General features: G+C 69.2%; 15 protein-coding genes. 6 read left to right on the plus strand and 9 right to left on the minus strand.

The features are described from left to right. Positions 1–3 precede the first annotated feature (3 nt). On the minus strand, positions 4–2,502 hold the full coding sequence (leuS, locus tag JOE57_RS03740) for a leucine--tRNA ligase (protein WP_239579152.1): 2,499 nt from the start codon (positions 2,500–2,502) through the stop codon (positions 4–6). 220 nt (positions 2,503–2,722) lie between these two features. On the opposite strand from leuS, the gene JOE57_RS03745 reads away from it, so the two are divergent. Beyond that, complete coding sequence (locus JOE57_RS03745) at positions 2,723–3,850, plus strand: DNA glycosylase AlkZ-like family protein (protein ID WP_204916455.1); 1,128 nt, start codon at positions 2,723–2,725, stop codon at positions 3,848–3,850. A 6-nt stretch (positions 3,851–3,856) separates the two neighbouring features. On the opposite strand, the gene JOE57_RS03750 is transcribed toward JOE57_RS03745, so the two are convergent. Both JOE57_RS03750 and JOE57_RS03755 read right to left on the minus strand, forming a co-directional pair. After that, positions 3,857–5,425, minus strand: a complete 1,569-nt coding sequence (locus tag JOE57_RS03750; RefSeq protein WP_204916456.1) for a PucR family transcriptional regulator — start codon at positions 5,423–5,425, stop codon at positions 3,857–3,859. A gap of 383 nt (positions 5,426–5,808) precedes the next feature. Then, positions 5,809–7,341, minus strand: a complete 1,533-nt coding sequence (locus JOE57_RS03755) for a class I SAM-dependent methyltransferase (RefSeq protein ID WP_204916457.1) — start codon at positions 7,339–7,341, stop codon at positions 5,809–5,811. Positions 7,342–7,563: 222 nt separating this feature from the next. Here JOE57_RS03755 and JOE57_RS03760 point away from each other — a divergent pair, with 222 nt between their 5' ends. Genes JOE57_RS03760 through JOE57_RS03770 form a run of 3 tightly spaced genes read left to right on the plus strand, consistent with a single transcriptional unit; the run spans position 7,564 to position 11,611 of the window. Continuing rightward, positions 7,564–8,931, plus strand: coding sequence for an ammonium transporter (locus JOE57_RS03760; protein WP_204916458.1), 1,368 nt, complete (start codon positions 7,564–7,566; stop codon positions 8,929–8,931). Then, complete coding sequence (locus JOE57_RS03765) at positions 8,928–9,266, plus strand: P-II family nitrogen regulator (RefSeq protein WP_204916459.1); 339 nt, start codon at positions 8,928–8,930, stop codon at positions 9,264–9,266. The genes JOE57_RS03760 and JOE57_RS03765 overlap by 4 nt, the downstream gene beginning before the upstream one ends. Before the next feature lie 35 nt (positions 9,267–9,301). Continuing rightward, positions 9,302–11,611, plus strand: coding sequence for a [protein-PII] uridylyltransferase (locus JOE57_RS03770; protein ID WP_338041391.1), 2,310 nt, complete (start codon positions 9,302–9,304; stop codon positions 11,609–11,611). On the opposite strand, the gene JOE57_RS03775 is transcribed toward JOE57_RS03770, so the two are convergent. Together JOE57_RS03775 and JOE57_RS03780 are read right to left on the minus strand one after the other, a co-directional pair. Then, the gene (locus tag JOE57_RS03775) at positions 11,599–12,552 is read right to left on the minus strand and encodes a carbohydrate kinase family protein (protein ID WP_204916461.1); all 954 of its coding nucleotides are present in this window, start codon (positions 12,550–12,552) and stop codon (positions 11,599–11,601) included. The genes JOE57_RS03770 and JOE57_RS03775 overlap by 13 nt on opposite strands. A 77-nt stretch (positions 12,553–12,629) precedes the next feature. Continuing rightward, entirely contained in the window at positions 12,630–13,664 is a 1,035-nt protein-coding gene (locus tag JOE57_RS03780; RefSeq protein WP_204916462.1) for a DUF4192 domain-containing protein, read from the minus strand. Positions 13,665–14,060: 396 nt separating this feature from the next. Here JOE57_RS03780 and JOE57_RS03785 point away from each other — a divergent pair, with 396 nt between their 5' ends. Both JOE57_RS03785 and JOE57_RS03790 read left to right on the plus strand, forming a co-directional pair. Beyond that, positions 14,061–14,567 (plus strand): DUF4352 domain-containing protein, encoded by a 507-nt coding sequence (locus JOE57_RS03785; RefSeq protein ID WP_204916463.1) that lies wholly within the window; start codon positions 14,061–14,063, stop codon positions 14,565–14,567. A 21-nt stretch (positions 14,568–14,588) separates the two neighbouring features. Beyond that, positions 14,589–15,572, plus strand: coding sequence for an aldose epimerase family protein (locus tag JOE57_RS03790; protein ID WP_204916464.1), 984 nt, complete (start codon positions 14,589–14,591; stop codon positions 15,570–15,572). A gap of 49 nt (positions 15,573–15,621) precedes the next feature. On the opposite strand, the gene JOE57_RS03795 is transcribed toward JOE57_RS03790, so the two are convergent. The 4 genes from JOE57_RS03795 to JOE57_RS03810 form a co-directional block, all read right to left on the minus strand. Further along, complete coding sequence (locus JOE57_RS03795) at positions 15,622–16,029, minus strand: DUF3052 family protein (RefSeq protein WP_204916465.1); 408 nt, start codon at positions 16,027–16,029, stop codon at positions 15,622–15,624. A 24-nt stretch (positions 16,030–16,053) separates the two neighbouring features. Beyond that, entirely contained in the window at positions 16,054–17,361 is a 1,308-nt protein-coding gene (locus JOE57_RS03800; protein ID WP_204916466.1) for an MFS transporter, read from the minus strand. A 111-nt stretch (positions 17,362–17,472) separates the two neighbouring features. Further along, positions 17,473–19,554, minus strand: a complete 2,082-nt coding sequence (locus tag JOE57_RS03805; protein WP_239578830.1) for a copper-translocating P-type ATPase — start codon at positions 19,552–19,554, stop codon at positions 17,473–17,475. Between the two features lie 234 nt (positions 19,555–19,788). Beyond that, positions 19,789–20,982: a Gfo/Idh/MocA family protein gene (locus tag JOE57_RS03810; RefSeq protein WP_204916468.1), complete on the minus strand. Its 1,194-nt coding sequence runs from the start codon at positions 20,980–20,982 to the stop codon at positions 19,789–19,791. Positions 20,983–21,036: the final 54 nt, after the last annotated feature.

Raw genomic sequence — 21,036 nt, forward strand, 5'->3', positions numbered from 1 at the left:
CGGCTAGGCGGGGACGATGCTGACCAGCTTCGGGGCGCGGACGATCACCTTGCGCACCCCACGCCCCGCCAGTGCCCTGATGACGGATTCCTCCGCCAGCGCCAGCCGCTCCAGCTCCTCATCGCTGATGGTCGGCGTGACGTCCAACCGGCCCCGCACCTTGCCCTGGACCTGGATCACGCAGGTCACCGTCTCCTCCACCAGCAGCGACGTGTCGATGACGGGCCAGCTCGCGTCCGCCACCGATGGGGCATGACCCAGCAGCTCCCACATCTCCTCGGCCACGTACGGAGCGACCAGACTCAACGCGACAGTGACGCCCTCGACCGCCTCCCGGACGGCCGGGTCGGCACCGCCGGCACCGGTGTCGATGCTCTTGCGGGTGACGTTCACCAGCTCCATCACCCGAGCGACGGCCACGTTGAAACGCTGGCTCTCGATCGACTCCTGGATCTCGGCCAGGTGCCGATGGGTGGCCCGCCGCAGCGCCACATCACCGGCTGCCGGGTCGGCACCCGGTTCACTGGTCACGTCCTCGGCCAACCGGAACGCGCGCTGCAGGAACCGCAGCGAGCCGGCCGGCGACAGGTCGGCCCAATCGATGTCGTCCTCCGGCGGGCCGGCGAAGACGACGGTCAGCCGGATCGCATCGACTCCGAACTTGTCGATCTGCTCGCCCAGGTCAACGCCGTTGCCCAACGACTTGCTCATCGACTTACCCTGGTTGATCACCTGGCCCTGGTTCAGCAGCTTCCGCATCGGCTCGACGAAGTCGACCATTCCCATGTCGTACAGCACCTTGGTGAAGAAGCGCATGTACAGCAGGTGCAGGATCGCGTGCTCGACGCCACCGACGTACTGGGCCACCGGCATCCATCGGCGGACGTCGTCGGGGTCGAACGGGCCGTCGGTGTAGCCGGGCGAGCAATAGCGGAAGAAGTACCACGATGAGTCGACGAAGGTGTCCATCGTGTCGGTGTCGCGGGTGGCGGGACCGCCACACGACGGGCACGCGACATTGACCCAGTCCGTCGCTGCCGCCAGCGGCGAGGTGCCCTTGGGCGCCAGGTCGGCACCGCGCAGGTCCGGCAGCTCGACCGGCAGCTGATCATCGGGGACGGCGACCTCACCGCACGTCGGGCAGTGGATGATCGGAATGGGGCAACCCCAGAACCGTTGCCGGCTCAACAGCCAGTCCCGCAACCGGTAGGTGATCGCACTCTCGCCGACACCGTCGTCCTGCAGCTGCTCGATGATCTTGGAGACGCCGGCCGCCTTGTCGGTCAGGCCGTCCAGGGTGCCGGAGTTGACGTAGGCGCCGTCGCCAGGAGTGGCCAGGCCGGTCTCGTTCGGGTCCGCAGCGCCGGTGTCGACGACGACCCGCACCGGCAGGCCGAAGGCCTGGGCGAACTCCAGGTCCCGCTGATCATGGGCCGGGACCGCCATCACGGCACCAGTGCCATAGTCCGCCAGCACGTAGTCGGCGGCCCAGACCTGGATCTTCTCCCCGTTCACCGGGTTGACCGCGTGCACGCCCAGGAAGACACCGGTCTTCTCCCGCTCGGTCGACTGCCGTTCGATCTCCGTGGTCCGCTTGGTCTGCTCCAAGTAGCTCTCGAACTCGGCCCGGTGCTCGTCCGTGACGATCTCGGCGGCCAGCGGCGACTCGGGCGCGACCACGAAGAAGGTGGCTCCGAACAGCGTGTCGGGCCGAGTGGTGAACACGGTCACCGGCTCCTCACGTCCCTCGATGGTGAAGTCGACGTAGGCCCCCTCGGAGCGACCGATCCAGTTGCGCTGCATCGCCAGCACCCGGTCGGGCCAGTGGCCCTCCAGCTGGTCCATGTCGTCCAGCAGTCGCTGGGCATACTCGGTCACCCGGAAGAACCACTGGGTCAGCTGCCGCTTGGTGACCACCGAGTGGCAGCGCTCACACAGTCCCTGGACCACCTGCTCGTTGGCCAGCACGGTCTGGTCCTTCGGGCACCAGTTGACGAAGCTGGCCTTGCGGTAGGCCAGCCCGCGCTCACGAAAACGCAGGAACAGCCACTGCGTCCAGCGGTAGTAGTCCGGCGAGGAGGTCTGCAGTCGCCGGGACCAGTCCAGACTCAGACCGTAGCGCTTGAAGGAGTTCGCCTGCGTCTCGATGTTGGCGTCGGTCCAGTCGGCGGGGTGCGCGTTGCGCTGGATGGCGGCGTTCTCGGCGGGCAGCCCGAAGGAGTCCCAGCCGATCGGGTGCAGTACGTCGAAGCCCTGCAGCCGCAGGTAGCGGGCGATCACATCCGCCATCACGAAGGCTTCGGCGTGACCCATGTGCAGGTCCCCCGACGGGTAGGGGAACATGTCCAGCACGTAGCGACGCTCCTTGGAGCCGTCGTCCAGCGGGGCGAAGGTGTTGTGCTCCTCCCAGTAGGTGCGCCACCGCTCCTGGGCGGACACCGCGTCGTACCTGCTCCGCTCGGTCTCGACGGACCGCTCGCTCACCTCGGTCACTGCTCTCATCTCCTCGTCGGTCGCACGGCCCGGTCCGGTTGGACTGGGCATGAAAAAGCCCCTCGTCGGTGCCCTGATCGGGGCACGAGGGGCGGCCGCGTGGACCATGTCGGCCCATCGGGCCAGGCCACGCGGCTAACTAAGAAGTGCGACACACTGCATAGCCGCATTGTAGCCCACCGCCCGCCACCCGCCGGAACCGTCGGTGCTCGCGGTTAGCGTTGCTTGCGTGAGGCTCAGCGAGGACGACCTGCGCGTCCGCACCCTGGGGCGCCAGTTCCCGCGGATCCGCGGCCGCGGGCCGACGGCGGTGCTCGAGCTGTTCGACCGGGTCGGGCCGGTTCAGTCGCAGGTGCCGAGGGCTCCCTTCCTGGCTGTGGCGTCGCGGCTGCCGGGGACGACCTACGCCACCATGACGGACCTGTTCGCGAGGCACCGGCTGGTCAAGACCAGCAACATCCGCGGCACCGTCCACACCAGCACTCGGCGGCAGTTCGGCTGGCTGAACGCGGTGGCCGCCCGAACCAGGGCCAACGCGCTGCGCAGCAACCTCAGGCTCAGCAGGCTCACCGTGGACGAGGTTGCGGCCCAGATCGAGCGGTTCTGCGCCGACGACTGGCGGCCGCGCGCCGAGATCGTGGCCCACACCCTGTCCTGGGTGGCCGACCAGGAGGCGACTCCGGACATCGCCGACCTGGACGCGCCCGGGGTGCACAATCTGATCTGGGGCCACAGTGGGCTGATCCGCCGCCCCCGCGATGCGGCCTGGGAGAAGCGCACCGACATCTACCACCGGACCGCTGCGGTGATCCTGCCGGACCTTCAACCTGTCGACGCCGACCAGGCGGTGACCGAGCTGGTCCGGCTGCATCTCGGCGCGTACGGCCCGGCCACCCGCCGTGACCTGGCGTTCTTCCTCGGCGAGGGCAGCACCCGCATCGACCGGGCCCTCGAGCGTCTCGGCGACGAGGTCGTCCGGCTCAGCGGTCCGGGGACGGCGCCCTATCTCGATCTGGCCGACCCCCCGACCGGCGGGCAGGTCGATCCAGGACTTCGGCTGCTGCCCGAGTTCGACGGGCTGTTGCTGGGCTACCACCAGAGCGGGCGGTACCGGTTCATCGACGAAGCTCACCTGCCCCAGATCTGGGCCAAGGCGAACGGGCTGTTCTCCCCCGTCGTGCTGCATGAGGGCCGCTTGGTCGCGAGCTGGCGGACGCTGACCAGCGGCAGCCGGACGGACGTCGAGGTGCAGATGTTCCCCGGTCTGCGCCGGCTCGGCGAGGACCTGTTCAGCGGGCCGGTCGCCGCCCTCGAGGCGATTCTCGGCCTGCACGTGAACGACGTCCGAGTGGGCTGACGGGTGTCAGATCAGCTTCAGCGCCAGATAGAGGTCCGCCCTGTCGGCCGTCACGCCGGTATCCCGATCGGTCAGCTCCTCGATCCGGGCGATCCGGTAACGCACCGTGTTGAGATGGACATGGGTCAGCTCCGCCGTCCGCACCCAGGAGCAGCCGGTCTCCAGGTACGCCGACAGGGTCGGGAGCAGCTGGCCGCCGTAGCGGGCGTCGTACTGGAGCAGCCGGCCCAGCACGGACTCGACGAACTGTCGTCGGAGCTCACCCGGGACGGTCAGCAGCAGTCGGGCCGCAGTGCTGACGTCCTCCCCGGCGGAGAGGGCCACCCCCGATCCACCCTGCTGGCCGGCCAGCTGCATGCCGTACTGGGCGAACCTGTAGGCACCGCCGAGGTCGACCACTGACACCGGCCGGCTGGTGCCCACCCGAAGCAGGTCGGGTACGAGCCCCGGGCCGACCCGGCGCAGAGCGGCAGCGAGCCGATCGACCGATGATGCCTCCTCGGGGTCCGCCTGGCCCTCCACCTCGGCGGGCATCACGACCACCGCCCGCCCCTGGGCATCCACGCCCACCAGCGGCTGAGCGTGGTGCGCCACAGCGTCGGCCAGCACCCAGCGGGCGACGTCACGCAGATCCGGCCGGTCCACGATCTCGGCGATCGCCACCACCAGCTTCTGGTCGGGCCGCAGTCCCGCCTGACGCAGATAGACCCCGATCTCGGTCGGGTCGCTGTCGGCATCCAGCAGCTTCACCAGCCGCTCCGTGGTGTCCGCCCAGCCGAGCAGCTGACCGAGGTCGCGGGCCCGGTACAGGCCGGCAACCACGCTCAGCTCCTGCGCCATCTCCGTGACCACCGGATCCCAGCTGTCCCGCTGACCCGAGACGAACAGGAACCAGGCCGTAGCCCGGTGGTCGTCCGGACCGGCGACCAGGAAGCCACTCAGCCGGCTGCCGTCGGTGATGGTCACCTGGAACCGGTCGGAGCTGGCACCAACCGCCCGCTCGGTGACCAGCTCGAGGTCGTCAGCGGCAAGCAGGCCCTGTGACGTCGCCACCTGCCGTCCGGTGGCGGTGACGATCCAAAGCTGTTGCCCCATCTGGGCGGCGGTCCGCTCGACCAGCTCGTTCAGCATCCGGCCCTGGTGGACGTCGGTCAGCAGCTCGAGATGCCGCCGCAGACTTGCCTGCAGCCGGGCCAGCCGAGCGCCGGCCAGGGCCTGTGACACATGGGCGGTGACGGCGGCGAACGAGACGTCTGCCGGGACGGAGAAGAGCGGCAGGTGGTGGCGCCGACAGGCCGCCACCAGATCCTCCGGCACGTACCCGTACAGGCTGTCGCCGGCCATCAGAGCGGTCGTGCCGGCCTCGGCCAGTGCGGCGACGAACACCTCGCTGTCGGCAGCCTTGCGTCGCCACATCATCTGGGTCAGCACCAGCTGGCCTGGTCTGAGATAGCGCTGTGGATGGAGCAGATCGGTGGTGTAGACCCACCGCACCTCTCGAGCCATCATGTCGGGATCGCAGTAGAGGGTCTTGATCCGCAGACCGGGGGCGGCGACCACCTCACCCAGTCGCATCGTCACCCTCCTGATCGAAGGGCGCCGCTCCTGCTCATGTGGACCATCCCTCGGCAGTGCCGGGCTCGCCGCAGTCCGCAAGCGCTACGAACCGCTGTCAGATGCCTGGGTCGGGTTCCTCGCTTCCGACGACACGGGTCTCTCCCGCCGGACATCCAGCCCTTCTCAGAGTAGGAAGCGGATGCGGTGGCGTCAACGCCCGTCGGATCTGCTGTGGCCGGTCGAACCTCGGCAGGGCCTACCTGGCGAAGAGGAGGACGTAGCCGCAACCGAGCATCAGCACGACGAATCCCCATCTGGACCAGACGATCATCATCCATCCTCTTCACCGGGGACGCATACTCCCCGGTATCGGGCCAGCGAGGATACTGGTCGGCCCGGGGTCAGGCCGGGTAGCCGAGGGCCAGCAGATGCGTCACCGGCCAATCCAGCCGGGTGCCGTCGGGATCGCTGATCCGGGCCACCGGCGCGATCCGGTTCTCGATCAACCAGTCGTTGCGCCAGGCGCGGGAGCCGGGCCCGAGACGCAGCCCCGCCGAAGCCAGAATGTGCTGCCAGTCGGGGTAGCTCAGACCGCAGAACTGCTCACGCGTCTCGGACAGCCAGTTGTCCGCGTAGTCCTTCCGGGTGAGGAAGTCCATCGCGTCGGCGAGTCGGAGCAGCAGCGCATCGCCGGACGCGGCAACCTCGATCCTCACACCGGCATTGCGCTCGAAGTCCCGACGGAACTGGGCGAACTTCGCCCTGGTCGACAGGGACCGGATGTGCTCGGCGACCCGGTCCTGCCCCCACCCCTGCAGGTCGACCGTCGCCGCTGGGTTCGCCCCGTCGGAGTCGTCCAGGCTGAGCCGGACCGGCCGGTCCGGCTCGTCCGGGCCGCAGACGTCTGCGTTGATCCAGACACCACCGGGAGCCGTGTGGGCGGCGATGTTGTCGGCGAACCGCTGCACCGCGCGGCGGCGGGACAGTGCGGTCTCCGGACGTGTGTAGGACCAGATCTCGTGAGTGACCGCAACCGTGATCGAGGTGTCGATGGACCTCGGCGGAAAGACGGCGTCGCCGAGCATGTTGCGCTGGTAGAAGAAGACGTTCGGGTTGCGGAACCTGCCCTGGTTGACCTTGTGCTCGCACTCGGCCATCAGGTGCCGGGCCACCTCGACCCCGAGCAGATCCGACTCGTGGAACCGCGGGTCCCGATCGACCCGCTCCAGCAGGCCGCCGGTGGCGCAGCCGATGTCGAGGATGCGGCCGGGCCGGACGAACTCCCGGATCTGGGCCCATTTCCGCTCCGACGCCTGCTCGAAGGACTCCGCGTAGGTGTGATAGTCGCGGGTGGTGGTCAGCCCGCCGTCGTCGCCGATCACCGGGTCATTGACGCAGCGGGCGATGTGGTCGACCAGGCCGTACCGCTGCAGCACGTCGACGCTGGCCTGGTGTGCCAGCTGCTCCCATCGTGGGTCCCTGGCGGCGATCCTGAGCAGGACCTCCCAGGGCCGTTCCGCTGTTGGGTCCTGGGCATCCTCCACCGGCAGCACCCGGTAGCCCAGCTCCGAATACATCGCGACCACCGAGGGCGTCGAGCAGGCCACTGTGACCTCGGCCGGACCGAGCCCGAGCTGCAGAGCCTCGGAGCAGGTCTTGACGGTGGTCGCGGCGAAGTCGGCCGAGGGCGGTACGTCATGCACCGGGACCACCAGTGACCGGAGCCCCTCGAGCACCGAGAGCCGTTCGATGGCGGCCTCACGCCGGTGGAACGGCACCGGGTTCCGCTTGGTGGTGTGGTGGTTGGCCGAGGTCACCGCCCAGACCACGGTGGCGCCCGCAGACGGCCCGCCGGGTGCCGTCTGGGCCCGCAGGAACGCGGCCTGGAAGCGGGTCAGCAGGTGGTGACGGCCCGGAAAGAGCAGATAGCGCATTCGGCCCACGCTATCGCCGGTCCAATAGGCGGCCGCACCGACGCCGCGCAGCGGCTGAAACCTGGCTGTCACATTCGGCCGGCAAGTGGAACCTGGGCGTAACCGGAGACGCGTTGGCTGCAACACGTGCCCGGCAGAGTTCTGGACAAGCCTCTGGTGCAGCTCGGATCCAGCTCCGACTGAGGCGCCGTTCAGTCCGTCTTTCACCGAAAGAGTCAGCAGATGACACCACTAGAACTCAATTCAGGCGATACCGCCTGGATCCTGACATCGGCGGCGTTGGTGCTGCTGATGACCCCCGGTCTGGCGCTCTTCTACGGCGGCATGGTCCGTGCGAAGAGCGTCCTGAACATGATGATGATGAGCTTCGGGGCTTTGGCCGTGGTATCCGTACTCTGGGTGCTGTTCGGTTACTCCTTCGCCTTCGGCAATGACGTCGGCGCTGGTCTGCTGGGCAACCCGGTCGAGTTCCTCGGCCTGAAAGGCCTGATGGCCGACGACCCGTCGGCAGGTCTGCCGGTAATGGCGTTCGTCGGTTTCCAGGCCGTGTTCGCGATCATCACCGCAGCCCTCATCTCCGGCGCCATCGCGGACCGGGCCAAGTTCAGCACCTGGCTGATCTTCATCGCCATCTGGGTCACCATCGTCTACTTCCCGATCGCCCACTGGGTCTTCGACTTCACCCTGACCGATGACTCCGGCGCCGTCACCCACACCGGTGGCTGGATCGCCAACAACCTGAAAGCCATCGACTTCGCCGGTGGCACCGCGGTGCACATCAACGCTGGTGCGGCGGGTCTGGCCCTCGCGCTGGTGCTCGGCAAGCGGATCGGGTTCAGGCGCGATCCGATGCGGCCGCACAACCTCCCGCTGGTGATGATCGGGGCCGGCCTGCTGTGGTTCGGCTGGTTCGGCTTCAACGCCGGGTCGGCGCTGAGCGCCGGCAACACCGCCTCAGTGGTCTGGGTGAACACCCTGGTCGCCACCGCAGCGGCCGCCCTCGGCTGGCTGCTCACCGAGCGGATCCGGGACGGACATGCCACCTCTCTAGGCGCCGCCTCGGGTGTGGTCGCCGGCCTGGTCGCCATCACCCCGTCCTGCTCCTCGCTGAGCCCGGTCGGCTCGATCATCGTCGGAGCGCTCGCCGGTGTGTTCTGCGCCCTGGCGGTCGGTCTGAAGTACAAGCTGGGCTACGACGACTCCCTTGACGTGGTCGGCGTCCACCTGGTCGGCGGGTTGTGGGGAACCATCGCCGTCGGCTTCTTCGCCACTGAGGCGGCCCCGGCCGGTGTCAGCGGCCTGTTCTACGGCGGCGGAGTCGACCAGCTCTGGCGTCAGGCCGTCGGCGCGTTCGCCGTGCTGGTGACCAGCTTCGTCATCACCTACGTCATCGGGACCATCCTGCAGAAGACCGTCGGATTCCGGATCAACGAGGATGATGAGATCAGCGGCATCGACGGCGCCCAGCATGCCGAGTCCGGCTATGACCTGGGTGGTGCCGGTCTGCGAGGTGGGGCGTTGCTCGGCAGCAGCTCCAGCAAGGCACCATCGACCATCGAATCAATGTCCGATAAGGAGGTGTCGGCATGAAGCTCGTCACCGCGATCATCAAGCCACACATGCTCGACGAAGTGAAGACCGCCCTGGAGGCATTCGGGGTCGAAGGAATGACCGTCAGCGAGGCCAGCGGCTTCGGCCGCCAGCGTGGCCACACTGAGGTCTACCGCGGTGCGGAGTACACCGTCGACCTGGTGCCCAAGGTGAGACTTGAGGTGCTCGTGGACGACGCCGACGCGCAAGACATCGTCGATGTCCTGGTCAAGAGCGCACGGACCGGCCGCATCGGTGACGGCAAGGTCTGGACTGTCGGGGTGGATGATCTCGTCCGCGTCCGTACAGGTGAGCGCGGGCTGGACGCGCTCTGAAGCGTGACCTGACCAGCGAACGCCTCAACGCCGCGATCCGGTCCCCGTGGGAAACCACAGCGGGGCCGGATCGTCGGCGGTTGATGAGCGAGAGCGTCGAGCGGGCGCTGGTCGAGCTGTACGCGGAGGTCGGCGCCCCGACCGCCGGAGTGGCCCTGGCTGCCGTCGGCAGCCTCGGCCGACGCGAGCTCGGCCCGCGCTCCGACATCGACCTGGTGCTGCTGCACGACGGCACCAGGCGCCGCGACATCAACGCCCTCGCCGAGAGCCTGTGGTACCCGCTCTGGGACAGTCGGATCCGGCTGGACTACTCGGTACGGACCGCCCAGGAGTGCATCGCCGTCGCCGCCCACGAACTCAGCGCCGGGGTCGGCCTGCTGGACCTGCGGGCGATCGCCGGCGACGCCGAGCTGGTCGCAGGCACCCGCTCAGCGCTGCTGGCCGGCTGGCGCAACGGGGCCCGCAAGCGGCTGCCCGAGCTGTTGACGTCCATCGACGAGCGGAGCGCCCAGTACGGCGACGCCGCCTATCTGCTCGAGCCTGACCTCAAGGAGGCGCGCGGAGGCTTCCGGGACATGACCATGCTGCGGGCCCTGGCAGCGACCTGGCTGACCGACCGGCCACACGACAGCGTCCGCCAGCCCTACCAACGGCTGCTGGACGTGCGTGATGGCCTGCACCTGAGCTCGGGCCGCACCCTCGACCGGCTGCTGGCCGCCGAGGCCCCCGAGGTCGCGCGGCTGCTGGGCTACGCCGCGGTCGACGACCTGCGCAGAGAGGTGTCCCTGGACGCGCGCCGGATCGGTCACGCGGTCGACCTGACCGTCCGGGCGGCGCGCCAGGTGCTGCCGCCGAAGCGGGTGATGTCGTTCGCCCGCAAGGAGCGCAAGCCGGTCTACTCCCGCGCCGAGCACGGTCTGATCATCCATCTCGGTGAGGTGGGGCTGGACCGACTGACCACACCGTCGACACCGTTGATCGACCTGCGGGCCGGAGCACTGGCCTCCCAGCGCGGGCTGGTGCTCTCCCCGGTGACCGCCGCCAATCTGGGTGAGCACGCCCCCACGCCGCCGACGCCGTGGCCGGTCGAGGCCCGCGAGGCGCTGCTACAGCTGCTGGCCGGCGGTCAGCACCTGATCCCGGTCTGGGAGGCTCTCGAGCTGGCCGGCTGCGTGTCCCGCTGGATCCCCCAGTGGGAGGCGATCCGCGCGCAACCCCAGCACAACCCGATCCACCGGCACACCGTTGACCGGCACTCGATCCAGGCCGTGGCCGAGGCCGCCCCAGCTCTCACCCAGGTGGAGCGCCCAGACGTGCTGCTGCTGGCCTGCCTGTTGCATGACATCGGCAAGCAGCCGGGCGCCGGTGCCGACCATGCCGAACTGGGTGCCCCGATCGCCCGGCAGGTGGTCGAGGCGATGGGCCTGCCCAGCCGCGACGCCGATCTGGTGGAACGGCTGGTTCGCCACCATCTGACCCTGGCCGAGCTGGCCACCCGTCGCGACCATGCCGACCCGGCCACCAGCGAGGCACTGGTGGAGGCGGTCGACGGTCGGGCCGAGGTGCTGCGACTGCTGCGCCGGCTGACCGAGGCCGATGCCCGGGCAGCTGGGCCGAGTGCCTGGTCGCCGTGGCGCGCCCAGCTGATCAACGCGCTCGCCGACCGGGTCGAAAGCCGGCTGGCCGGCGAGGAGCACACCCCCGACACCAAGTCCGCCGACGTCGGCCTGGCCCGGTCGGTTCGGTTGGACGGTCAGCCCAGAATCCGGCTCGAGTCCGCCCCGGGTGGGATCCAGCTGGTGATCGCCGCCCAGGACCGGCTCGGCCTCTTCTCCGATACGGCCGGTCTGCTGGCGGCTCACGCCATCTCGGTCCGTTCCGCCGCTCTGAGCACCATCGACGGGATCGGCGTGAACACCTGGCGGGTGGACAAACAGCTGGCCGCGGATCTGCCCGACCTCGCCTACCTGGTCAAGCAGCTGGAGCGGCTGCAGGACGGGGACCCTACAGTGCTCGCCGCAGTCCGGCGCCGGGAGGCGCGCTCCGGCGCGGACGCGGCACTCTCCTCGCCCCACGTGGCTCTGATCGAGTCCGCCAGTGACAGCGCTGCAGTGGTCGAGGTCCGCACGACCGACCGGTCCGGCCTGCTGTACGCGCTGGGTCGGGCCCTGTCCGACCGGCGGCTGTCGATCCGGTCAGCGCACATCAGCACGCTGGCCGGACAGGCGATCGACACCTTCTACCTCACCGAGGTGGACCAGTCCGCGCCCAACCCGGCACGGGCTCGTGAGGCCGTTCAGGTCCTCACCGAGGCGGCGCTCGGCTCTGCCGCTCAGCCCGTCTGACCGAGGGCCAGCAGGGCGTTCACCTCCGCTGTGGTGGGCGGCTGCGCCCCCTTGCGGGAACAGACGATCGAGGCGGCTGCGGCCCCCCGACGCAGGGCCCCCACCAGGTCGGCCGGGTCGCTGACGTAGCCGTCGAGGAAGCCCGCCATGAAGGTGTCGCCGGCGCCGACGGTGTCGACCACGCTGGTCGGGAACCCGGCGACCCGCACGCTCTCGCCGCCCCGGCGGACGGCGACCGCGCCACCCGCACCGAGGGTGACCACCGCAAGGCCGAGGTCGTACTGCTCGACCCACTGCGCGGCGAGCTCGTCCGGGGTGGCCGACGGGCTGACCACCCGGGCCAGGAACTTCAGGTCCTCGTCGCTCGCCTTGACCACCCCGTTTCCGCGGCCGACCACCTGGAGCCACGGCTCGACCAGCGCCCAGTAGGCGGCCGGGTCGGTGATCACGGTCGGCCGGACGTTGATGTCGTACGAGATCGGCGCCTGCACCGACGCCGCCCAGTCGAGCAGGACGTCGGCGCCGGGCTTCACCACGCAGGCCAGCGACGCAATGTGCAGCCAATCGGCCCGGTCGAGCACCGGCAGCTCGCCGGGCCGCCAGTTGAAGTTCGCGGTGTCGGCGAAGTGGAAGGCATAGCTGGCGACGCCGTCGGCATCCAGGGTGACGACAGCGATCGAGGTGGACTGGTCGGTGACCGTGGCCAGGTCGAGCAGGACTCCGGCGGACTCGATGTGGTTGCGCAGCTGGACTCCGAAGTCGTCACTGGACAACCGGCCCAGGAAGTGGCAGTCCGCCCCGAGCCTGCCGAGCGCCACAGCCGTGTTCATCGGCCCACCGGCCGACAGGGCGAACCAGGTGCTGCTGAAGTGGTCCCGCGGAGCCTCGGCTGACTTCACCAGGTCGATCAGCGTCTCACCGCACACCACGAACCGTGTCATGGGGATCAACCTAACCTGCCACGCGGCACCGGGTCACCACCACCGCCGGCCGCGGTGGTGGTGCCCGCTGCCGACGCTCATCGACGTGCGAGGCCGAGCTGGGAACGCATCTCGCCGGAGAACTCGTCCCACCAGGACGGGGGCAGCGCCCGTTGGTTGATGTCATCAAGCAGCCGGAGCAGACCGTAGCCAGGATCGAGCCGCTGCATCCGCTCGATGCAGGCCACCTGCAGGGCACCGTTCCCGGAGATCCAGCCGGCCATCGCCAGCAGGCCGAGCGGCGCCAGCTCCATGGGTGGGACGGTCCTGGCCACCACCTGATGCCACAGGTCGACGTGGCGGGTCGCGTCGAACCGGGTCATCATCGCCCAGGCAATGTCGCGCACCTCAAGATCGAGCCCGAGCACGGCCAGCCGCGCGCACTCCTCGTCGGTCAGGTTCGCCGCCTCATCCAGCAGCCGCCTGACACTGGACTCCATCAGCTGCTGGCGCCGCCGCCGCGGGAGCACCTCCAGTTCGTCCCGCACCCGCCGCGCGGTCCGCTGCAGCTCGGCCAGGTCTGTTGCGGCTGGCCCCGACACCATTCTGGTCAGTGACTCGCGACCCGGTGCGGCCGCCAGCCCCGCGTACACCGCCTCGGCCGCGAGCGGATGATCATCGATCCGGTAGGGGGTGCCCTCAGGTGGACAGCAGTCGGCGGAGGTGCAGCAGCGCGACCACCAGCGCGACCCGTCGGCGTGGATCGCATCGATCACTGCAATCGGCATCGCAGCCGCCACCTGGTCCAGGATCTCCCCAGCGGGCCAGCTGGTCGCGCTGTAGGCGATCAGCAGCACCCCGCTCGCCTCCTGCCGGGACACCACGTCGCACATCCGCTCGGTCAGCACGTCGACGAACTCGAGCGGCACCAGGTCCACCCTGGCGGTCATCACCAGCTCTCCCGAGTCGACCAGCACCATGACCAGCGACTCCGAGGGGTGGAACCCGAGAAGGTAGGGCACCACGGCGAGGAAGTCGGCGGAGCCGGTGACTTTGAGCCGGGATCGCCCGTCCCGCGGCAGCCGGGAACCTGTGGTGTTGATGCGCCGGCGCGGCCGGTTTCGTCGTGTCATGACCGAACATTGCGGCTGGCGACCGAAAACGTGCACTCCCGCCGGAATCTGTGGACAACTGGCGGTCCAGCTCGAAAGCTGTGCAAGGTAACGTGGACGACGATGAGCGACAGCTACGACGGACCCGGCGGTCCCACCGATCCCGGCCCGTCGGAAGACTCCCCGCGGGCTCCGAGGCCTCAGCCTCCGTACCCGCAGTCAGGCCTGGGCGGGACGCCCCCACAATCGGGCCTGGGCGGGACGCCCCCACAGTCCGGCATGGGCGCTGTCCCGAGTGGTCCCACCTTCCAGTCGCCCACCGGCCCGGCGCGGTCCGGGAGCCGGCCGCTCGGCGCCCCACCGCTGGCAAGTGACTCTGCCGACCGCTACCGTCCGCCGAGGTCCAGGTTCCCTGCAGTGGTCTCGCTGGCGGTCGTCCTGGTGGTCGCCCTGGTCGTCGTGATCGCGACACTGGTCGCGAACAGCAACGACCGCAACGTCAGCGCACCGACCCCCGCCCCCACCGTGAGCCGGGTCCGGCCGACTGCCGCTCCCTCCGGCAACTCGATCGACTTCACGTCGACCGAGGGCTCCGGCCGGCTGCAGATCCTCGAGCATGAATGGGTGACCGGCGGCGCCGAGCCGCCGATCTCGGGCAGCTATCTGCGGATCGAGATCGAGCTGAGCTCGACCGACGGCGAGATCAGCTATGACTCCGCCTTCTTCCAGGCGTTCGACGCCCGCGGACAACTGTTCGACTCGACCCATCTCGGCGCCAAGGATCCGCTGCTCGACATCGGCGTGCTCCGTCCGGGTCAGCGGGTCCGGGGATTCATCTCCTTCGACATGCCCCGCGGTGATGTGACGCTGCTGATGAGCAACGAGAGCTATGAGTCGGTGACGGCGATCAAGATCCAGGACTGACGGCATCGTAGGCTCTGCGCTATGCCAGAACTCGAGCAGCTGACCTATCGAGGCTGGGAGGTGCTGCGACTGACCACCGAAGAGGTGACGGTCGACGTCGTCCCAGGCCTCGGTGGCACCATCATCTCTCTCCAACGCCGCTCGGACGGGACCGATGTTCTGCTGCGCACACCGTGGGGGTTGCGGGCCAGGGGTGCCGCCACCTTGCCCGGTGACTCGGACACGATGATGATCGACTCCTTTGCGGGTGGCTGGCAGACGACCTTTCCCAACGGCGGGAACTCCGCCATCGTGCACGGGGCGGAGTGGGGCTATGACGGCGAGGCCAGAGTCACTCCGATGGACTGGGAGCTCAGCGGCACGTCGGTGATCATGACCGGGCATCTGGTACGCAGCCCGTTCGAGATCACCAAGATCATCTCGCTGTCGGGGTCCACCGTGACGCTGGCCGAGACGGTACGCAACACCGGTGCGGAGTCGATGGAGGTGATGTGGGGAAGCCAGGTCTCCTTCGGCCCGCCGCTGCTCGGTCCGGACACGATCGTCGATGCCGCAGCAGCGACCGTGCACCCGGACTCGACCATCGTCTACCGCGCCAACTACGAGGACATCACGCCCTGGCCCCGAACGCTGGGCGATGACTCGATGATCAACCTGCGCAACCTGCCGGGCCCTGACGGCGATGAGATGCGCCTGGCCTACCTGGGCGACTTCTATCGCCCGCACCTTTCGGTGACCAATCCCGATCTCGACCTGTGCGTGACCTTCGAGTGGGATGCGGAGATGTGGCCCTACGTCTGGTACTCGCTCGAGGCCGGTCACCGGGAAGGCTTCCCCTGGTACGGCAACGGCTACTTCCTCACCCTGCAACCCGGCTCGAGCTGGCCCGCGCACGGGCTGCACGATGCCCGCAGGATCTCCCAGACCACGGTGTGGGTGCCGCCCGGCGGAGCCAAGTCCGCCCATCTCTCGCTGACGATCGGCGCGCCGACGCTCAGGTCTTGACGGTGCACCGGTCGGAAGGCTGACCTGCCGCGGCTGCGCGGCCGGCCGCTCAGCGGAGCTCCCGGCGGATCACCAGCTTGAGCCCGGACCATACGTCGCTGATCGCGCAGACCTTGACGTCGACCAGCCCGGTCGGCAGCACTAGGTCGCGGATCAGGTTCTCGGTGATGTCGGTCGGCACCCTGCTCGCCCGCTTCGGCCAGCCGACCCAGATCATGCCGTCCGGTGCGATCGCCGCACGGAGGGCGTCGAGCCGGTCAGCCAGCTCCGCCAGCCTGGTCGTGAAGATCAGCACCAGGTCGGCGTGACCAGCGACCCGCCGGCCGATCGGCAGGTCGCCAGGCAGTGAGCTGACCCAGCTCTCGAGCTCTCTGGGCGTCGACAGCAGGACGATGCGCATGCCCGGCTTGATGCCCAGCTTCCGCGCCAGCGGCGTACCGGAGTAGCCCTCGGTCATAGCAAGAGGATGCCCTGCAGGGCTCTAGCGTCGCGTCGCGGCGTGCGAGGCGGTCCGTTCCTGGACCGCGACCGAGGCTGCTCGCCAGTGCCGCTGGCTGATGGTGGCGATCAGCGCGGCAGACGCCACGCCGATGGCGGCACCGCCGAAGGACCAGTTCAGGCCGTGGAAGTCGATCAGCACCCCGGCAAGAGCGGTGCCGGCCGCAGCGCCGGTGGTGTTGGAGGCGGACAGCAGCGCCTGCGCCTCGTTGAGACGGTGCTGCGGGGCGAGATGGTCGAGCAGGTTCTGCTGCATGATCAGAGTCGGGGCGATCGTCACGCCGGTGACGAAGAGCAACGGCATCAGCACCCACAGCGACAGATGCGGTATGCCGATCAGCAGCGCCATCACCCCCAGCAGGACAGCGAAGAGCCCCAACAGCACGGGTACCGCCCTGCGCTCCTCGAAGCGCCAGGCCCGGGCACCGAAGGCCAGCCCGCCGATGGCACTGCCGCCCGCGATCGCGGCGAACAGCAGGCCGACCCGCTGGGTGCCGCCGAGCAGTTCCCCAGCCGTGGCCGCCATCGAGGTGTCGAGCTGGCCGAACCCCACACTGAGGGCGATCATCACGAACAGCACGGCGGCGACTCCGGTGGCGGCCAGTGCGGACCGCTCGCCCCGGTGCGGCGGGAACGTCGCGGTCTCCGGATCGCCCTGGCCGGGATGCACGGGCCGGCACTGGCGGGCCGCATCGGTGCGACAGTACGCGATGCCGCCACCGGCCATCAGGCCTGCCGTGACCAGCAGTGGGATCACCGGCACCGAGAACGCGAGCAGGGCGGACAGCAGCAGCGGTCCGCCGACGAAGATGAGCTCCACCGAGGTGGCGTCCAACGCGAAGGCGACCCGCCGCGAGGCAGGGTCGGGGAAGACCACCCGCCAGGCCGCCCGCATGGCCGGGCTCATCGGCGGAAAGCTGAGTCCGGCCAGGGCGGCCAGCACGACGAGCAGCGCGATCGGACCGCCGAGGACGGTGGCCAGTGCCAAGGACACCAGCAGCGTCGCGCTGGCGGTCGACGTCGGCAGCAGCACTCTGGTCTGGCCGAACCGGTCCATCAGCCGACCCCAGACGGGGGTGCCGGCAGCGGAACCGACCGCGAACGCACCGGTCACCAGACCCGCGATGCTGTAGGCGCCACGCTCCTGCTGGACCAGCAGCAGGATTCCGATCGGTGCCATCGCGATCGGCAGCCGGGCGATGGTGGCGGCGATGAACGGCCGTGCGGCCGGGCCGTACCGAAGAAGCCGCAGGTAGGCGCGAACGCCGGTACCGATCACATCGCCGCCCACCAGAACGCTCCGTTCACCACAAGCCGTGACTCGGTCCGGTGACGTTGTGCCGCTCTTCCGGACCATGAGCCACCGATGCTATCGCCCACCAGCGTGCCGGAGGTGCACCGCTCACCTGTGCACACCCTCGACCGGGCGCCGCTCCTCCCGCGCACCGGACGCTGCGCGAGCCGGCGCGTCAGTACGACCCAGCCGCAGATCGAGACGGCGCAGCCACTGGGCGTTCAACGCCACGACGACGGTGGAGAGCGACATCAGCATGGCTCCGACGGCCATCGGCAGGACGAACCCGACCGGGGCCAACACACCCGCGGCCAACGGGACGGCCACCAGGTTGTACCCGGCAGCCCACCACAGGTTCTGCTTCATCTTGCGATAGCTGGCATGCGACAGGTCCAGGACCGAGAGCACCGATCTAGGGTCGTCACTGGCCAGGACGACGCCTGCGGAAGCGATGGCGACGTCGGTGCCGGCGCCGATCGCGATCCCGACATCCGCCTGGGCCAGCGCGGGAGCGTCGTTCACCCCGTCACCCACCATTGCCACGGTGGTCCCGGAGCGTTGCAGCTCGGCCACCTTGGCGCCCTTGTCCTCGGGACGCACCTGGGCGAACACGAGGTCGATGTCCAGCTCCGCCGCGACGGCCCGGGCCACCTGCTCGGCGTCACCGGTGATCATGGCCACCTGGAGGCCGCGCTGGTGGAGCTGTCTGACCGCCTGCCGCGACTCCTCCCGCACCTCGTCGGCCAGGCCGAGTGCACCGACCACCCGGTCCTCCTCCAGCAGGTGCAGGATGATGGCGCCGTCAGCCTTCCATCGCTCGCTGTCCGGCAGCGGGGCCAGGTCGGCCGACTCCAGCAGTCGCGGGCCGCCGATCCGGTACGTGCTGCCCTCGACGCTCGCTCGGACCCCCAGCCCGGCCCGGGCCGAGAAGTCCTCGGCTTTGGGGATGGCCAGCCGACGCCGAGTCGCCTCGGCGACGATCGCCCGCGCGAGCGGATGCTCGGAGTCGCTCTCGACCGCGGCCGCCACCGCCAGTAGCCGATCCGGGTCCCAACCTTCGCTCGTAGCGACCCTGGTGACGGCCGGCTCCCCCTTGGTCAGGGTTCCGGTCTTGTCGAACAGCACCGCCCCGACCGTGCGCATCTGCTCCAGGGCCATCCTGTCCTTGATCAGCACACCGGCCTTGGCGGCCCGTTCGGTGCTGATCGCGACGACCAGCGGAATCGCCAGGCCCAGGGCGTGCGGGCAGGCGATCACCAGCACGGTGATGGTGCGGATCAGCGCACTCTCCGGGCTGCCGACCAGGAGCCAGACGGTCAGGGTGACCGCGGCCGCGACCAGGGCGTACCAGAAGAGCCATGCCGCGGCCCGGTCGGCGAGTCGCTGGGCCCGTGACGACGAGCTCTGCGCCTGAGCCACTAGCCGTTGGATCCCGGCCAGGGCGGTGGCATCGCCGACAGCGGTGACCCGCACCCGGAGAGCCGAGTCGGTGGAGACGGTGCCGGCGACCACGGTGTCGCCGCGACCGCGGTGCACCGGGAGGGACTCGCCGCTGATCATGGACTCGTCCACCTCCGCACTGCCCTCGACGATCTCGCCGTCGGCCGGGACCCGCCCCCCGGGCCGGATGACCACCACGTCTCCCAGCTGCAGATCGGCCGGCGCGACGGTGATCAGCTCGTCGCCGTCGAGCTTCTCGGCCTCATCAGGCAACAGGGCCGCAAGCGAGTCCAGCGCCGAGGTGGTCTGCGCCAGCGCCCGCATCTCGATCCAGTGACCGAGCAGCATGATCACCACCAGCAGAGCCAGCTCCCACCAGAAGTTCAGCTCGTGGTGCAGCATCCCCAGGCTGGCGCCCCAGGACGAGACGAAGGCGACGGTGATGGCCAGCGAGATCAGGAGCATCATCCCCGGCCGGCGGTTCCGCAGCTCCTCCAGTGCGCCAGCCAGAAAGGGGCGACCTCCGACCAGGAAGATGCCACTGCCGAGGATGGGGGCGATCCAGTCGAGTGCTGCGTTGGCGGGCAGCGGGTAGCCGACCAACGCGGCGAACATCGGGTTCAGGAACACCACCGGCACCGCCAGCACCAGCATGACCCAGAACAGCCGTCGGAACTGGGCCACGTGGTCGGCGTGGTCGTGGTGCTGGTGCTGACCGTGCGCGGCCAGCTGCTCATGCTGTGCGTTCATGTCTCGGATCATATACCCCATGGGGGTATGCAACAAGAGCGGTGAGGGGTTGGTTTTGTGCCCTTCGACGGGCTCAGGGCGCGGGGATCCCAGCTCAGGGCGCGGCCCTTCGACCGGCTCAGGGCGCGGGATCAGAGCTCAGGGCACGGCCCCGAAAGCGCCGAACGGCCAGGAGCCGCAGGGAATGCCTGCTGCTCCTGGCCGCGTGGATGACCTGGTCTGTACCTCTCGCGACTACTGCGGTCCCGGACCGTAGTCGGGGATGGGCAGCCGGACGCCGCCCTGCAGTGCCGACTCCATGGCGATGATGCCGGGCATGGTGAACCGCGCCGCAGTCCAGGCGTTCACCGGCGGCTGCTTGCCGGTGGTCACGGCGCGGACGAAGTCGTCGGCCAGGAAGTGGTGTGATCCCTCATGGCCGTTCTTCGCCCCTTCGAACTCCTTCGGCAGCCGGCTGCGGTCGTGAACCTTGGCGGTCCCCGACCGGAAGCTGTGCACCAGCGCGGGATCGATTCCGGCCAGGTCGTCGGGATCCGAGGCGGCCTGCCCTTCGGTGGTGTGGAAGAGGTCGCTGATGTCCCTGATGCCGGTGCGGTCGCTGTAGGCGGCGCCGGTCGAGGTCTGCTCCATCACTGCGTCGGTGCCGTAGAACCGGAACCGGGACTCGTGGATGCCGCCCGGATGGCCGACCCGACGGAACTCGTTGGTCCGCATGATGCCGCCGTCGGCGAGCTCGAAGTGGGCGCTCATGTTGGAGAAGTCATTGTTGAACATGGACACCTCCTTGTCGAACACGCCGTCACCGCGGTCGTCGACGACGCCGATGCAGCTCACGCTGACGGCGTGGCTTGGCACAGCGCCGAGCACTCCACCGACGGCATGGGTCGGGTAGAGCATGGGAGGGTAGCTGGCCGTCTTCTTCCAGTCCTCACCGCCGCTGTACTGGTACGCGGCGTAGAAGCCGTTGTCCATGTCATGGACGTAGTCACCCTCGGAGTAGAACACCCGACCGAAGTCGCCCGCGGCGATCCGCTCCCGGGCCCAGACCACCGCCGGGTTGTAGTAGCTGGTCTCCCCCATCATGTAGATGAGGCCGGTCTCCTCCACCTTGGCGATGATCTTCTCGATCTCGTCCTGCCGCATCGACATCGGCACCGCCGAGTAGACGTTCTTGCCGGCATCGAGGGCCTTGAGCACGTGCTCGCCGTGGCTCCAGCGCTGGGTCATCACCGCCACCGAGTCGACGTCCGAGGCGAGCAGCTCGTCCAGGTCGGCGAAGGTGCCGGCCATGTTGTACTTCTGGCGGTGCTGCTCGGCGCGCTCGGGCAGCACGTCGGTGGCGTACACAGCCTCCACATCGGGATGGAGCTGCCACAGCGCGATGAAACTTCCGGCGAACTGTCCGGTGCCTACGACGCCGATCTTCATAGTGGTCCCTTTGCTGGGTTGGGGATTGGGTTTGCTTCGCCGCAAAGCATAGCG

This window comes from Microlunatus panaciterrae (assembly GCF_016907535.1).
Lineage (GTDB): Bacteria > Actinomycetota > Actinomycetes > Propionibacteriales > Propionibacteriaceae > Microlunatus > Microlunatus panaciterrae.

Bases quoted from the DNA above. Each gene is read 5' to 3' on its own strand.
- leuS (WP_239579152.1), bottom strand. From the start codon at position 2,502: ATGAGAGCAGTGACCGAGGTGAGCGAGCGGTCCGTCGAGACCGAGCGG.
- JOE57_RS03750 (WP_204916456.1), bottom strand. From the start codon at position 5,425: ATGCGACTGGGTGAGGTGGTCGCCGCCCCCGGTCTGCGGATCAAGACC.
- JOE57_RS03755 (WP_204916457.1), bottom strand. From the start codon at position 7,341: ATGCGCTATCTGCTCTTTCCGGGCCGTCACCACCTGCTGACCCGCTTC.
- JOE57_RS03760 (WP_204916458.1), top strand. From the start codon at position 7,564: ATGACACCACTAGAACTCAATTCAGGCGATACCGCCTGGATCCTGACA.
- JOE57_RS03765 (WP_204916459.1), top strand. From the start codon at position 8,928: ATGAAGCTCGTCACCGCGATCATCAAGCCACACATGCTCGACGAAGTG.
- JOE57_RS03775 (WP_204916461.1), bottom strand. From the start codon at position 12,552: ATGACACGGTTCGTGGTGTGCGGTGAGACGCTGATCGACCTGGTGAAG.
- JOE57_RS03780 (WP_204916462.1), bottom strand. From the start codon at position 13,664: ATGACACGACGAAACCGGCCGCGCCGGCGCATCAACACCACAGGTTCC.
- JOE57_RS03790 (WP_204916464.1), top strand. From the start codon at position 14,589: ATGCCAGAACTCGAGCAGCTGACCTATCGAGGCTGGGAGGTGCTGCGA.
- JOE57_RS03795 (WP_204916465.1), bottom strand. From the start codon at position 16,029: ATGACCGAGGGCTACTCCGGTACGCCGCTGGCGCGGAAGCTGGGCATC.
- JOE57_RS03805 (WP_239578830.1), bottom strand. From the start codon at position 19,554: ATGAACGCACAGCATGAGCAGCTGGCCGCGCACGGTCAGCACCAGCAC.
- JOE57_RS03810 (WP_204916468.1), bottom strand. From the start codon at position 20,982: ATGAAGATCGGCGTCGTAGGCACCGGACAGTTCGCCGGAAGTTTCATC.